This is a genomic window from Sphingobacterium sp. B29 (assembly GCF_001952815.1).
GTDB lineage: Bacteria > Bacteroidota > Bacteroidia > Sphingobacteriales > Sphingobacteriaceae > Sphingobacterium > Sphingobacterium siyangense.
Genome location: NZ_CP019158.1, coordinates 4,656,807 through 4,671,724, shown reverse-complemented (window position 1 = coordinate 4,671,724; position 14,918 = coordinate 4,656,807). Strand labels below are relative to the sequence as shown.

General features: G+C 39.5%; 12 protein-coding genes. 11 read left to right on the top strand and 1 reads right to left on the bottom strand.

What is annotated here, in order from left to right; genetic code table 11:
- Positions 1-840, top strand: coding sequence for a glycine betaine ABC transporter substrate-binding protein (locus BV902_RS20180; RefSeq protein ID WP_075993478.1), 840 nt, complete (start codon positions 1-3; stop codon positions 838-840).
- A 68-nt stretch (positions 841-908) separates the two neighbouring features.
- On the opposite strand, the gene BV902_RS20175 is transcribed toward BV902_RS20180, so the two are convergent.
- Positions 909-1,169 (bottom strand): hypothetical protein, encoded by a 261-nt coding sequence (locus tag BV902_RS20175; RefSeq protein WP_046675378.1) that lies wholly within the window; start codon positions 1,167-1,169, stop codon positions 909-911.
- A gap of 185 nt (positions 1,170-1,354) precedes the next feature.
- On the opposite strand from BV902_RS20175, the gene BV902_RS20170 reads away from it, so the two are divergent.
- The 10 genes from BV902_RS20170 (at position 1,355) to BV902_RS20130 (ending at position 14,889) form a co-directional block, all read left to right on the top strand.
- On the top strand, positions 1,355-2,035 hold the full coding sequence (locus BV902_RS20170; RefSeq protein WP_237241746.1) for a hypothetical protein: 681 nt from the start codon (positions 1,355-1,357) through the stop codon (positions 2,033-2,035).
- A 34-nt stretch (positions 2,036-2,069) separates the two neighbouring features.
- The gene (locus BV902_RS28195; protein WP_237241744.1) at positions 2,070-2,342 is read left to right on the top strand and encodes a helix-turn-helix transcriptional regulator; all 273 of its coding nucleotides are present in this window, start codon (positions 2,070-2,072) and stop codon (positions 2,340-2,342) included.
- Positions 2,343-2,503: 161 nt separating this feature from the next.
- The gene (locus tag BV902_RS20165; RefSeq protein WP_070567954.1) at positions 2,504-3,328 is read left to right on the top strand and encodes a siderophore-interacting protein; all 825 of its coding nucleotides are present in this window, start codon (positions 2,504-2,506) and stop codon (positions 3,326-3,328) included.
- 15 nt (positions 3,329-3,343) lie between these two features.
- Positions 3,344-4,693: an MATE family efflux transporter gene (locus BV902_RS20160; protein WP_075993477.1), complete on the top strand. Its 1,350-nt coding sequence runs from the start codon at positions 3,344-3,346 to the stop codon at positions 4,691-4,693.
- Between the two features lie 118 nt (positions 4,694-4,811).
- Positions 4,812-8,033: a SusC/RagA family TonB-linked outer membrane protein gene (locus BV902_RS20155; RefSeq protein WP_216640378.1), complete on the top strand. Its 3,222-nt coding sequence runs from the start codon at positions 4,812-4,814 to the stop codon at positions 8,031-8,033.
- 12 nt (positions 8,034-8,045) lie between these two features.
- A complete protein-coding gene (locus tag BV902_RS20150) occupies positions 8,046-9,539 on the top strand; it encodes a SusD/RagB family nutrient-binding outer membrane lipoprotein (RefSeq protein WP_075993476.1) in 1,494 nt (497 codons plus the stop codon).
- Between the two features lie 36 nt (positions 9,540-9,575).
- Positions 9,576-12,002: a phosphocholine-specific phospholipase C gene (locus BV902_RS20145; RefSeq protein ID WP_075993475.1), complete on the top strand. Its 2,427-nt coding sequence runs from the start codon at positions 9,576-9,578 to the stop codon at positions 12,000-12,002.
- A 146-nt stretch (positions 12,003-12,148) separates the two neighbouring features.
- The gene (locus BV902_RS20140) at positions 12,149-12,913 is read left to right on the top strand and encodes a response regulator transcription factor (protein ID WP_227550161.1); all 765 of its coding nucleotides are present in this window, start codon (positions 12,149-12,151) and stop codon (positions 12,911-12,913) included.
- Positions 12,914-12,923: 10 nt separating this feature from the next.
- Positions 12,924-14,282, top strand: coding sequence for a HAMP domain-containing sensor histidine kinase (locus tag BV902_RS20135; RefSeq protein WP_075993474.1), 1,359 nt, complete (start codon positions 12,924-12,926; stop codon positions 14,280-14,282).
- A 124-nt stretch (positions 14,283-14,406) separates the two neighbouring features.
- Positions 14,407-14,889 (top strand): hypothetical protein, encoded by a 483-nt coding sequence (locus BV902_RS20130; protein WP_075993473.1) that lies wholly within the window; start codon positions 14,407-14,409, stop codon positions 14,887-14,889.
- Positions 14,890-14,918: the final 29 nt, after the last annotated feature.

Sequence of the window (14,918 nt, the reverse complement as noted above, 5' to 3'; positions counted from 1 at the left end):
ATGAGGAAAATAAAAAGTATGGTATTGTGTCTGATGGTGTTGTTGCTTGCGTCATGCAGCACAGGTCGGAATAAAAATATTATTCATATCGGTATGGTCGATGGCTGGGCCGAAGGGGTCGCAATGACAGAGGTCGCAAAAGTTATTATGGAAGAAAAGGGATATCATGTTATTGTCCAGCGGGCTACGCCAGATATGATCTTAGCCTCCATGAACAATGGCGATACAGATCTATATATGGATGTCTGGCTGCCATTGACCCATGGAAGTAAAGTGGCTAAATTCCCCAATATTGAAGAGCTTGGAACGAGTTATAACCATGCGCGAAATGGACTTGTTGTACCGGATTACGTAACAATTGATGGAATTGAAGAGTTGAAAAAACATGAAAAAGAGTTTGATAAACGGATCATTGGAATAGAAAAAGGGGCTGGAATAACACGTGCCGTGGATCAGGTGATCAAAGATTATAGCCTCGATTATAAGCATGTGAACTCATCTACCGTAGCTATGATCACGGAATTGCAAAATGCAATCAAAGCAAAACGTTGGATTGTGGTAGCTGGCTGGCAGCCGCATTGGATGTTTGCTAAAATGAAATTGAAGTTTTTGGATGACCCCAAAAAGACATTGGGTGATGCCGAGCAAATTAAAATTTTTGCACGGGGAAACTTTAACATTGAGCAGCCTGAGCTAGCCCGATTTTTCTCCAAAGTCTACTTCGATGAATCAACAATGGCTGATTTGTTGTCAAAAATGCAGGGAAGCCAGGACAAAGCATTTACGGCAAAAGAATGGGTCAAGAAACATAACGATCTCGTAAAGGGCTGGTTATTGTAAACTGAGGTGATTAAATAGTTATGCTCCCCCAGTACGCTACCCGGCATAGCATAAGGAGGGCATTGTCATTACGACAATGCCCTTAAAAATTTACGGGCCAGTTGAATTTGTTGTTGTTGTATGCTGGATAAAGGATATCTGCTATCATCAATCCATGTGTCGAGCCCCTTTGGAAATTCCCAGGCGAAATCTAAGACTTTCGCTTTTTCTGCGGCTAAAATAATGTCATGTTTCGTTGCATTTGGATTGGCAATCTTGATGTTATTATAAATGCTATCCTGGATGAGTGGAAAGTTGTCTGCCATATCCTGATTTCTATTTGTATCCATAGTGAATTATTTTTCAAATAATTAAGAATGATTCTAAATAATTTTATACTTTAGTCAAAGATAGCAGGCATTCTATTGTTATGGGGTCTGCATAAAGGAGTAAAATGTCCGTCGAAGGGAATATTTCTGTTAAGGTATATTGCCTAATGTGCGTAAGACTATTTGAATCCTAAAAGGAATTAAAAATGGCACTAAGATTATATGATATTGATTCACCCAATTTATTATTGGAGCGGACTTACCCAAGTACCTACTTTTCTGTCGACACTGGAATTTATGAATCTGTAACACATTTAGATACTACATTTGGAAAAGGTTTTTATAAGGAGGTTTTCTTCGATGGTATTCATATTGGTTACGGTCATGCACAGTTATTTAAACGGATGCGGTTTCGTTTTGAAAGTGATTTTGAAACAGTTGAAATGCACTTTGCCTTAAAAGGCAATAGTCAGGCGAGTGGCGAAATGATGCCCTTAGGTGTAAATTTTGAGACATACCAGCATAATATTATTTACGGAAATTCAATGTGTGGTCAAATGGAGTGGGGGAATCAGGAGTTTCAGTTATGTGAAATAAACTTATCGCCCGAATTTTTTAAAAGATTCCTGCCCGAAGATTCTAAATTCTTTGCAGATTTTCGGAATGCTATTGACCGTGGTAAATCGGGATTGCTGACCAATATGCATAGACGGATTACCCACGATATGTATGAAATTATCGACGATGTAATCAATTGTCAACGAAAGGGAATTTTTAAGAAAATTTTCCTGGAAGCAAAGATTATGGAGCTCTTGCTTCTTCAATTGGAACAGTTTCAGGAAGAGGATTTTGTAGCAGTTTCGTTAAAAAAAAGCCGATATCGATAAGATATATGCCGTTCGTGAGTTTCTACTAAAAAATATGGATACCAATAGTACACTAGTCAATCTCGCGCATCTGGTGGGTACCAATGAATTCACATTGAAAAAAGGTTTTAAGGAGCTATTTGGTACGACTGTTTTTGGTTTTTGGCATGACGCAAAAATGGAACATGCCAAGAAACTGATCTTAGATGAAGATCGAACAATCGGTGAAGTTTCTGATTTGGTTGGTTACAAAAATCAACGCCATTTTTCGGACGCCTTTAAACGTAAATTTGGAATCCCACCGAGTAAGCTAAAAAATACCTTGTAATGTGGAATAGTTTTTTTTTACACTTTACGGACCTTTTATTCCTTCTTACGGAAGTTTTAATAGCGCATGAATCGGGTTTGATAAAAGTCGAATAATTACCTTTGTTTAGAAAGATTCTTAATAATGGTCTTTTGATCAAATATGTACGTAATTAGAAAATCATGGGAAAAACTGAAATGAAAGTAATACAGCTCGCCCTGACTGTAAGTAGAAAAGAATACCTGACGCCACATTATATTCGTGTTTATTTGACTGGTGATGGTGTAGATCAAATCGCTAATACGACCGTCGGAGTCAATAACAAGATCTTGATTCCGCCAAAGCATGTAGATCGCATTTATTTTCCAGAATTTGATTATGAACGAGGGCAGTGGAAGCCGATGGATGAGGCGATTAGGCCAACAGTTCGAACTTATACACATCGCGGTATCAACCTTGATAGAAATGAAGTATGGATTGATTTCGTTGCCCATGGTGATGAGGGGCCAGCTTCAGCTTGGGCTATGGCTGCAAAACCTGGCGACGTGCTTGGGATTCTGATGAAAGCAGGTAAGACGTCTCTATATGAAGTTGCAGCTAACTATCTCCTTGTTGGGGATGCAACTGCAATTCCTGTTCTGGGGGCAATCTTAGAAGATTTGCCACCTTTGGCAAAGGGAATCTGTATGATTGAAGTACATGGTAGCGAAGATATACAGCAATTGAAGACTAAGGCTGCTATTGATTTTATTTGGTTACATAATGATACGCCACAGGAAGGTAGCCTTTTGGCGGATTTGGTGAAGATCAGATCCTTGCCTGTAGCGGATAAATTTGCTTATGTAGCTGCTGAATTTTCGACAGTTAAGGAGATTCGCAATTATTTGCGTAAGGATCTCGGTTGGGGAAGAGAGGAGCTTTATGCTTATTCGTATTGGAAAGCTGGAGTTGCTGAAGATAAATCTGCTACAGATCGCCGTAGTGAGAGTGAAGAAATCCAGGCCTAACGTTTACGATAGGTTATGGAGAAACAGAAACAACTGATCTTAAACGGTAAGTTAAGTAGGGTGATGTGGCAGATGTCGTGGCCTGCCGTGATTGCAATGGTCCTGTATGGTCTGAACAATTTTCTGGATGGTATTTTTGTTGGTCATCTGATTAACAATACAGCGTTGGCAGCTGTCGGTGTAACCTATCCTTTAGCCCAATTTGCACAAGGTTTTGGTACCCTGATCGGAACAGGTATGGGGGCAGCAATTAGTATTTGGATAGGTGGGGATCAACAGGAGAAATTACATAGGTCATTTGGTACGGTGCATTTTTTGGCTATTATTTTTTCTCTTATAATTACGCTCCCTTGCTATGCATTTGCCGACAAATTAGTCTACATGATGGGGGGTAGAGGTGATATATTGGCTCTTGGGGTGGATTACTTTCGAGCAACCATATTGGGTAGTTTTTTCTGGATTTATGGTTTGTCCCTCAACATGATTATTCGTGCAGAGGGTCGTATGAAAACTGCGGCCTGGATGATTGCAATAGGATTGCTTGTTGATGTCCTACTTAAACCGGTTTTTATAGAACACTTTGGTTGGGGTGTATCAGGGGCAGCTTGGGCAACCAATATATCGATGATCATCTACACATTTTTAGGTGTATGGTATTACGCCGGGGGAAAGGCTTCGTTCAAAACAAAGTTTTGGTCTTTATCTTGGGATTTATCGATTTTAAAAGAAACGCTTTCATTAGGAATGCCCGGCTTTGTCATGATGGTCATGATTGTAATCCAGAATATTGTTGTCTTCAACGCATTGGCCAATTACGGAAATAATATGGATATTACGTTTTTTACGGCGATCAATCGGCTTTATATTTTATTAAATACCCCACTATGGGGGCTTATGCGGGCTTTGCAGCCTGTAACGGGGATGAATTATGGTGCTGGGCAGTATACGAGAAGTATCAATTCGTACCGTTTATTTGCCATTACTGGGCTGCTGATTCTGCTTCCGTTCTGGTTGCTGGTGATGCTGCATCCCGTTGCTGTGATATCGATCATGATCCCAGGAGCGATTTTTTCAATACAGCAGCTAATGGATTTCAGAATTTACATGAGTGTTTTATTGGTTCTTCCATTTATTTTTATGGCGATGGTGTGGTTTCCTTCCATTGATCATGCCAAGCCTGCGACTTTTATCAGTGTATTGCGGCAGGTTGTATTTTATATTCCTATCTTAATTATTGCACCAAAATATTTTGGTGTACACAGCATTTACGTAGCGAGCGCGGCGATAGATTGGATTATTTTCATTATAGTCATCTATGCGGTTCGACGAAGCACTCGGAAGCTCAATATGCAAGTTGATGTATAAGACGTTGCAGCGCGAACGATGTTAATGTTAAGTTAAGCAATCTTTAAGATTGCATTGTTAATATACTACTCATCTTCTAGTAATATAGGTTTCATTTTTTTGGGCAAAATTCAAAATAATGAAACCTATTAAACTACCTCAATTTAGGAAAACAGCTCAGATGACCTTAGCTATTGCATTGCTGAATGCGGCACATGTCGATAGCGTATGGGCAAACTTTGCGAATGAAACTACAAAGCTCGAAATTGCCGATCAAGCTATTATTAAAGGGATTGTTAAGGATCAGGACGGCAAACCTATTGACGGCGGCACGATCATCAATGAAACCAGCAAACAGAGTACGCGTACAGAGTTTAATGGTAAATTCAATCTGAAAGGTCAGGTTGGCGACCAAATCCGTGTTTCTTCTTTAGGATATAAAACAGCTACAATAACTGCTACAGATGGGGATCTTGTGGTGGTTTTGGAAAAGGATGATTCAAAGTTGGATGAGGTTGTTGTCACGGCAATTGGTATCAAGCAACAAAAGAAGCAAATTGGTTACGCTACTCAAGAAGTTAAATTAGACGTACTTAAAGAGTCTAAAACAATGAATATTGGTACAGCGCTAACGGGACAAGTATCTGGTCTTATCGTTAATAATCCAACGGGGATTTTTCAGGCACCATCTTTTCAATTGCGTGGTAAGAGCCCACTTATTGTCGTAGATGGTATTCCTGTAGAATCTGATTTTTACGACATGTCCAGTCAAAACATAGAGAATATCAATGTACTGAAAGGAACAGCCGCTTCATCTTTATATGGATCACGCGGTAAAAATGGCGCGATCTTAATTACAACCAAAAGTGCAAAAAGCGATAGGCTGGAGTTTTCGGTTGGAACCAGTAATATGTTTTCTGCTGGATTTACAGTTTTTCCTGAATCGCAGAAGGAGTTCGGAAGTGGATCCAACGGTAAATATGAGTTTTGGGATGGTGCTGATGGGGGGATTTCAGATGGAGATATGACATGGGGACCCAAATTGAACTCCGGAATAAAGGTGGCACAATGGAACAGTCCGATTCGTGATAAGCAAACTGGTGAAGTGATTCCTTGGTGGGGTGATGTGAGTGGAACCAAGTATAATGATAAGTCACGTTATGAAAGAGTGCCGATTGATTGGGTCGCACATAACAATTTAGAGGATTTCCTTGGAACTGGACTGATTACCGAGAATAATGCGACATTATCGTATCGTTCGGAAAAGGTAAGCATATTTGGAACAGGAAAATATGCCTATCAAAAAGGTCAGGTGCCCAATACAAAGCTTTCTACAGGTGGATTAAATTTGAATACCTCTTACCGTTTTACTCCTGAGGTACAATTAGATCTTAACTTATCCTATAACAAAGTGAAATCTCCAAATTATCCAAGGTATGGATATGGACCTAAAAATCATATGTATACGATTCTGTTGTGGATGGGAAATGATGTAAATGGACAGGAATTAAAGGATCACCTCTATATTCCGGGACAGGAAGGCTATCGTCAAGCAAACTATAACTATGCTTGGTACAACAACCCTTATTTTGCAGCTAATGAGTTGAACCAAGTATACGATCAGGATATTTTGGCCGGGCAGACTGCTTTAACTTGGCGTATTTCACCTGAATTTACCATCAAAGGTCGTGCTGCAGCAAGACAAAAAAATCTATTCCAGGACATGCAGAGTCCTAAGTCTTATATGAATTATGGCGATTCACGGAATGGGGATTATAAAAACTGGGATAGCAAGCAGCTCAATTTTGATGCGGACGTCTTAGCAACCTATATTAAGCAGTTGTCTGATAATTTTGGTGTAACCGTTAATGCGGGATCTTCCACTTTCAAAAGAGATTATCGTGAACTTTATCAAACTACAGATGGTTTAGTTGTACCATTTGTCTACAACTTAGGCAATACCCAAGGCCCAGTTAAGGCAACAAATACAACAACTGAGAAAATAATCCGAAGTGCTTATGCGTCGGTAAATTTAAATGTGTTTAAGTCGACCTATCTGAATTTTTCAGGAAGAAATGACTGGTCATCCACATTATCAAAGGCAAATCAGTCATTCTTTTATCCATCGGTTTCGCTAAGTAGTGTTATCTCCGATTATTTTAAACTGCCAGCGCAAATTGACTTTGTTAAATTGTACAGTTCCTGGGCATCAGTATCTTCTGATCTGGATCCTTATAGCATTGCTGCGACTTATAAAAAAGATGTTACCTATGGTTCGACGCCATCAGTAACCTATCCTGTAGGTATTATTAATCCTGATATCCTTCCGCAGCAGTCCATTTCCTTAGAAATTGGTGCTTCTATGGCTTTCTTTAAAAATAGGCTTTCGGCTGATGTAACGTACTATAATGTTGTTGATAAAAATCAGATCATCGATTTGAGTATTTCCCAAGCATCCGCTTTTACTTCGCGTAAAGTAAATGGAAATAAATACCGTACAAAAGGATTGGAGATTTCTTTGACAGGGAATATAATTAAAAATGAACAATTTTCGTGGACGTCTACTGTTAACTGGTCTCGTGCAATTCAGCGTTTGGAAGAAATTTACAATAACCAAGCGAAATACGGTAATCTTAAAAAAGGCGATCGTGCAGACAGCTATTATGGTACTGTCTGGGAAAAATCGGCTGATGGTAAGGTTATCTTGAATCCGAATACGGGTATGCCGACCAAAAATCCATTTCCACAGTATTTAGGTTACTTTCAACCGGACTGGCAATTTGGTTTTGCAAACCAGTTCAAATTTAAGGGATTTCAGGTAAATCTTGATTTCGACGGATCTATTGGCGGCGTGATGAATTCGACAACCATAGAAAAAATGTGGTGGGGTGGAAAGCATCCTTCTTCGGTCTTATATCGTCAGGAACAATATGATGCAGGGAAACCAGTTTTTGTACCAGATGGGGTGATCGTAACAGGGGGTGAGCTTACCCGCGACGTGAACGGTAATATTACTTCAGATACCCGAACGTATACAAGTAATACAAAAGCTGTTGATTGGCAGGCTTGGAGTCAAAATTATCCTTACCAGGCCAGAGTTACAGAGTCTGAGAGTAAACTGTTTGCCAATGTGTTTGATCGATCATTTGTAAAACTGCGTAGACTTTCGGTAGGTTATGATGTCAATAAGGTGTTTAAATTAAAACAGCTTACGGCCTTAAATGCATCACTATTTGGCTATAATTTGGCTATGTGGAAGAAAGTACCTTATATCGATCCTGATTTTGGTGTTGGGAACGATGGAAACTTACAAGATCCTTCCACGCGATATATTGGTTTTTCTCTAGATTTTAAGTTTTAATAACGTAGTACGATGAAATTATTTAATAAACATATATTTCTTGGATTATTTTCTCTTTCAATCATGACTTCTTGTCAGAAATTGACTGAAGTAAATGTTAATCCAAATGAAGCGACAACAACCCACCCGCAAGCTTTATTGACGAAGGTAGAATGGGATGCTTTTCGGACCTGGCATGGTACCTCACCACTATATGCCTTGAAAATGATTGTGCAAACAGATGGTGAAAATGCGAATCAAATTTATAATTGGCAAAGGGGAAGCTTTGAGCAATATGGTAATCTTCGCAATATTACCAAGATGACGGAAGAAGCTGAACGTATTGGCGCTGAAAGTTATTTGGCATTAGCAAAATTTTTCCGTGCGTATTATTTTTATAATCTTACCTTAACGTTTGGTGATGTCCCTTATTCAGAAGCAGCAAAGGGTGAAAATTCGGCAATTTTTGCGCCGAAATACGATACACAGAAAGACGTTTTGGTGGGTGTATTGAAGGAGCTCGAGGAAGCAAGTATTATTCTGAAGAAGAACAATAACACCATAAATGGGGATATTATTTATGGTGGAAATAGTGGCAATTGGAACAAGTTAGTCAATTCATTTCGCCTAAAAGTATTATTGACGCTTTCGAAGAAAACGACTGATCTTCCATTTAATGCAGCAACAGAATTTTCAAAAATATTTACCAATGAGTCTAGAATCACTGATGTTAGTGGTGCTGAAGATGGGCAACTCATCTTTTTGAATCAAGAGGGTAATCGCTATCCTGAATTTAACTCTAGCGGTTATGGATCGGGAATGTATATGGATTCCACTTTTATCCAACGATTGCAGGACCTGAAAGATCCGCGGTTATTTGTCGTCGCTACACAAACAAGACTGGGTAAAGAAGCGGGTAAAGCGATTAATGACTTTACGGCTTATGAAGGCGGAGATCCGATTGTTCCTTATGCACAGGTGAATGCAAAAGCCGTATTAGGTAAATTATCGAAAGTCCACGAACGATTTTATCAAGATCCCACAGCTGAGCCATTGGTCTTATTGGGCTGTTCGGAGATGCAGTTTATTTTGGCTGAAGCCATTTTGAAAGGTTGGATAACGGGCGATCTCAATGCAACGTATACCAAAGGAGTACAGGCATCGTTCAAATTTTATGAAAAGTATGCGAAAAATTTGGGAACTTATACAAATGAAGCACAAGCGGCCAAATATCTTGAACAAAATTCGGTAAGTCTTGACGGAGCTAGCTCCAATGAGCAAAAGCTCGAACGTATCTTGATGCAGAAATACCTGCGCTCATTTCATCAGGGGGGATACTCGGCTTATTTTGATCATTTGCGCACGGGATATCCGAGTTTCCGTAAATCGGCGAATGTGAAAACAGCCTATCGCTGGATGTATCCTCAAGATGAGTACAATAATAATACGGCGAATGTATCTGATGCGATCAAATTACAATTTGGCGGAAATGACAATATTAATTTACAGACTTGGTGGTTAAAATAATGGATTCAAGGAGGGTATTTTTAAAAAAAAGCAGCCATGCTGGCAGGGAGTACAGTCGCCATAAACTGGCTGCCTGAATCAATACAAAAAGCCTTGGCGATTGAAGCTCCAAAAGGATCAACTTTTTTGGATGCCGAACATGTTGTCTTTTTGATGCAGGAAAACAGATCGTTTGACCACTGTTTTGGAACTTTGAAGGGTGTACGTGGCTTTAACGATCCCCGCGCGATGAAATTGCCGAATGGCCTACCTGTATGGATACAAGGAAATAAGGAAGGTGCATATTTTGCACCTTTCCATTTAGATATCGTCAATAGTAAATCGACTTGGATGGGGTCGCTTCCGCATGGTTGGCGTGATATGGTTGCTGCTCGTCATGACGGGAAAATGGATAATTGGTTGGAAGCAAAGAGCTCTGGCAATTCAGAATATAAGGCTATGCCTTTAACAATGGGTTATTATAACCGTGCGGATATTCCTTTTTATTATGCTTTTGCAGATGCATTTACAATTTGTGACCAGCATTTTTGTTCTTCACTGACGGGAACGAGCGCTAATCGATCGTATTTTTGGACTGGTACAGTGCGCGAAGAACCCCGTAATCCCGAATCTGTTGCGCATGTAGACAATGGTCAGATCAACTACAAGGATGTCAAATGGAAAACCTATCCTGAACGACTGCAAAAAGCAGGGGTCTCGTGGAAAGTTTATCAAAATGAACTAAGTTTACCAGTAGGCTTTAAAGGAGAAGAGGAAGATTGGTTGGCCAATTTTACAGATAACAACCTGGAGTTTCACCAACAATATGGTGTAAGATATCATTTGGCACATTATCAGTGGATGAAAGAACGGGTAAAAGAGCTGCATAAATTTTTGGAAACAAATCCAAAAGAAGAATTGCTGCACAAAGCCAAAGCGGAATTGGAGGATTTGAAAAGGGATGTCATTCATTATACGCCCGAGAATTTTGAAAAGCTATCCCAGTTCGAAAAAGATATCCATCACAATGCATTTGTGACTAATCTAGCTGATCCCAACTTTCACAAACTTGATAAATTAAGTTATAAAGAAGGTGGAAAGCGGCAGGAAGTTGAGGTGCCAGCCGGAGATGTTTTTTATCAGTTTAGAAAAGATGTTGAAGATCGCCAATTACCTACAGTGTCGTGGTTAGTGGCACCTTGTCGTTTTTCGGATCATCCGGGCTCACCTTGGTATGGGGCATGGTACGTATCCGAAGTCCTCGATATATTGACCAAAGACCCTGAGGTTTGGAAAAAGACAATTTTCATCTTAACTTATGACGAAAATGATGGATATTTTGACCATATCGCTCCTTTTGTTCCGCCATTGAGCACGAACAAAGATCAGGGTGCCGTGTCAGAAATCGACACTTCGGATGAATATGTTACGCTAGAACAGGAGCGAAAAAGGAAAAATAGTAATCATGTAAGTTTTGAAAGTCCTATTGGTTTGGGCTATCGCGTACCAATGGTGATAGCTTCACCCTGGTCTAAGGGTGGTTGGGTCAATTCCGAAGTTTTTGACCACACCTCCTGTCTTCAATTTTTAGAACATTTTTTGGAGAAGAAAACGGGTAGGGTGATACGGGAAGAAAACATCAGTCAATGGCGAAGAATGGTCTGTGGCGACTTAACAACGTCTTTTCGTCCTGTAGATAACATTTCCAAAACAAGGCTTAATCCGGTAGACAGAGACGGGTATGTTGAACGTATATTCTCCGCCAGGAATAAAAAGCTCCCAACAGATTTTGTGAAAATCGACAGCCAAAAACTGGAGGAAATCAAATCGACAGGTCAGTATCATGCAGCTATGCAGATGCAAGAGCAGGGATGGAAGGATGCTTGTGCTTTACCTTATGAATTGCAGCTAAAAGTACAGCATACACCAACGATGCTTTCCATCAGCTCAACCTTGGAAAGAAGGCTCAATACAGCTAAAGCGGGAGCGGGTCTGCCTTATCATGTTATTTCCTATGTGGCGTATGATGGCCATGCGGCGGGTAAAGTTTGGAATTTTACGGTACGGGAAGGGGATCAATTAGCGTATGAATGGGAACTCGATAAAATTGTAGGAGAGTACATATCATTTGCATTGCATGGCCCTAATGGTTTCTATCGTGCGATTGAAGGCGCAAAGTCGCATATTCCAGCTATTGATGTGTATACGAAAGTAGTTGCTGGAAAGCCTATTCTTTGTGTACAATCAGAGTCGCTAAATTGGGATTTATTTCTTAAAGACTGTTCCTATGATCTTTTCCATGCGAAAGCAATGCGCAAGGATGATCCTGTTTTGGTTGAAATCGATTGCAGCAAGAGTGAAGGTTGGTATGATATCGAAATAACGTGTTCAGAAGATCATGCGGTCAAATTCCGCTATGCTGGACATATAGAGACTGGTAAATCAAGTAAGACAGACCCGTTAATGGGTAAAGTAGAATTATAGCTGAACCAATTAAATACTAGGACGAAAGCGCTGTTTCACGATCGATGAACACAGCGCTTTCTCTTTTGCAAAATAGAGCAAGATTCTTTTTGTGTGGATTCGGGCAAAAATGGGATTTGTGTCTCTTGTGTCAAAACGTTATTTTTATGGTTTGGATCGTAGTTCATTACAGAGAGCTACACATCATGACGAATATGGAGGAGCAAAAAATTATTTTGGTTGAAGATGAACAGGATGTTGCTGATTTGATCGTACAAGGCTTAGGCGAGGATGGCTATAGGGTCATTCATCTGGGGCGTTCGGAAGGTCTGGAACAGCTTTTGGCGAAGCAAGATGTCTCTCTTGTGCTATTGGACATTCTTTTGCCGGGAACCAATGGCCTGGATATTTGTAAGCAGATCAGACAGTGGGGGTATACCGATTTACCTGTTATGATGCTGACTGCACTTGGTACTCCAGAAAATGTGGTGCTCGGACTCGATAATGGTGCCGATGACTATCTTTCCAAGCCCTTTAAGCTAATTGAATTGAAGGCTCGGATACGTTCATTGATCCGCAGGCAACAGTCTATCGTACAGGCAACACAACGTGAGTTACAGCCCTCGAAAGACACATTTAGTTATGGTTTTCTGAGTATCGATGATTATAAAAAAATAGCCTACTGTGAGGGGCAGGAACTCAATCTGACAAGTACAGAGTATCGTTTACTCTTATTGTTTATTCAGAGCCCCAAAAAGGTATTTGAGAGAACGGAGCTTTTGGACAAAATATGGGGGATAAATTTCGATATTGGATCAAATGTCGTCGATGTTTATGTGAATTATTTGAGAAAAAAGATTGAAAAAATAACGAGCAAAAAAGCGATCCACACGGTTATTGGTATGGGATATGTTCTAAAAATAGAAGACTGAATATTTAAAAATGCACAATTACAATCGAAAGCTTATTTATCTCATTGCAATTCTGGTCATTTATGTGAGTTGTTTTGTTGGCTTTATTTTTTATTCCGTTACAAATTTTGCTTTTACAGATTTTTATAAACGGCTCGATCTGCGGCGAAATATTGCTGCTGAAAAATTTCTGAATAGTAAATCCGCCTCCCAGGCTGATCAGTGGAGCCTTGATTTTATAGAAAATCTCAATAATCAGCATGAATTTTTGGTGGAATTTGATAGCAATGGTGCTATTTTAAGAAGCCAAGGATTTCATCAAGAACTTTGGGATAAAATCAATAAAAAAGGAAGCTCAAATTTCAAGTCGGGTAATCAATTCTATTCAACTAAATATTTTTCGCAAAATGGTCGAAAGTATATTGTGGGCGCTTCCGCTGAAAATTACTTTTATACACACCATTTGGCCTACCTTCGTAATCTGCTTATTATAAGTCTGATTTTGGGGATTCTCTTTATATTCGTTGTTTCGGTTTTTATGAAACGTTCGTTCTTAAAGCCAATACTAACCATGATGAAAGAGGTGCAAGAGATTGGTTCGGAAAATCTTTATAAACGATTGGATGAGGATAAATACAAAGGTGAGCTTCATGGCCTGGCACTCACATTTAACCGGATGTTGACGCGCTTGGAAACTTCTTTCGAAACACAAAAGAACTTTATCAGCAATGCATCACATGAGCTAAATACACCATTGACATCCATCATAGGACAGGCAGATCTTGCTTTATCCAAAGAACGAACAACAGCGGAGTACCAACGAACATTATTTAAGATCATTGAGTCGGCAGAGCATTTGGAAAAGAAAACAAAAGCACTTTTACTGTTGGCGCGTACAGGTTTTGTTAATAATGCGACCGCATTTAGCCCCGTTCGTATTGATCAGATCGTGATGGACGCCGAGCTGACTGTTAAGGCCATCAATGATAAATTTAAGATTATCACAGATTTCAGTCTATTACCAGATGATAGTATGCGACTTAAGGTGAATGGAAATGCAATTTTGTTACAGCTTGCGCTATCCAATATTATCAGCAACGCGTGTAAGTATTCATCCGATAGAACCGCTTATATTGCTTTAGGGGCATTGGACAATAAAGTCTTTATTCTAATAAAAGACAAAGGTATCGGAATACCCTCCCGCGAATTGGATCATATCTACGATCCTTATTTTAGAGCGTCCAATACGAGTGGCATTGACGGTTATGGTATTGGACTTCCTTTGGCCAGAAATATTATTAAGTTGCATGGTGGTACATTGAAGGTCAATTCTGTTGTGAGTGAAGGCACCACTGTAGAAATTGAACTACCCACTTACCTTCGATTTTAATGTGGTTTTAATTTCAACTGCATTTCTAATCTCATTTTAATACTGTTGCTCGCTTTCTAATGGAAAGCTAATTTTAGATTCATTCCGTTGCCATATGTGCGTTTTAACTTTGTTAAAAAAAGGCATGGCTAAAACAACGCGTATATTAATACCTAGTGATTTTACAGTTGACTCACTCCATTTTGTGCGTCAAAGTATTGAAGAGTCAATGGCTGATTCTATCGATATTATTCTTGTGTATGGCAATAAAAGCAGCACTTCTGCGAGTGAATTACTCGGAATTGGATTGGAAGATCAACTGGAAACACTTCAATCTGAATCTTTTTTAAAAGCCTGTAGCGGAATCTATCAACGCTATAAAAACCGTAAGCTCAGTATTTTTGCGGATATTTTGGGTACCGATAACAGTCATTATTTGCAGCATTACCTCAAAGGGCAGTCTGTGAATGAGGTCATAATACCACGCGATTATACCTATAAAAAGAAAACACGCAATTTTTTTAATGTCGCTATTGCACTCCGTAAAGTCGAGAGTCAAATTCCCTCTACAATTTCATTTAAGGAACAACCAAGTATTAGAAACAGAGAGATCGGACTAATTGAATGATCGATCGGAGTTTTTACTGTTGTTTTTAG

What these genes read in the sequence shown, in the direction of transcription:
- BV902_RS20180 (WP_075993478.1), top strand. Translation starts at nt 1, where the DNA reads ATGAGGAAAATAAAAAGTATGGTATTGTGTCTGATGGTGTTGTTGCTT.
- BV902_RS20175 (WP_046675378.1), bottom strand. Translation starts at nt 1,169, where the DNA reads ATGGATACAAATAGAAATCAGGATATGGCAGACAACTTTCCACTCATC.
- BV902_RS20170 (WP_237241746.1), top strand. Translation starts at nt 1,355, where the DNA reads ATGGCACTAAGATTATATGATATTGATTCACCCAATTTATTATTGGAG.
- BV902_RS28195 (WP_237241744.1), top strand. Translation starts at nt 2,070, where the DNA reads ATGGATACCAATAGTACACTAGTCAATCTCGCGCATCTGGTGGGTACC.
- BV902_RS20165 (WP_070567954.1), top strand. Translation starts at nt 2,504, where the DNA reads ATGGGAAAAACTGAAATGAAAGTAATACAGCTCGCCCTGACTGTAAGT.
- BV902_RS20160 (WP_075993477.1), top strand. Translation starts at nt 3,344, where the DNA reads ATGGAGAAACAGAAACAACTGATCTTAAACGGTAAGTTAAGTAGGGTG.
- BV902_RS20155 (WP_216640378.1), top strand. Translation starts at nt 4,812, where the DNA reads ATGAAACCTATTAAACTACCTCAATTTAGGAAAACAGCTCAGATGACC.
- BV902_RS20150 (WP_075993476.1), top strand. Translation starts at nt 8,046, where the DNA reads ATGAAATTATTTAATAAACATATATTTCTTGGATTATTTTCTCTTTCA.
- BV902_RS20145 (WP_075993475.1), top strand. Translation starts at nt 9,576, where the DNA reads ATGCTGGCAGGGAGTACAGTCGCCATAAACTGGCTGCCTGAATCAATA.
- BV902_RS20140 (WP_227550161.1), top strand. Translation starts at nt 12,149, where the DNA reads ATGGTTTGGATCGTAGTTCATTACAGAGAGCTACACATCATGACGAAT.
- BV902_RS20135 (WP_075993474.1), top strand. Translation starts at nt 12,924, where the DNA reads ATGCACAATTACAATCGAAAGCTTATTTATCTCATTGCAATTCTGGTC.
- BV902_RS20130 (WP_075993473.1), top strand. Translation starts at nt 14,407, where the DNA reads ATGGCTAAAACAACGCGTATATTAATACCTAGTGATTTTACAGTTGAC.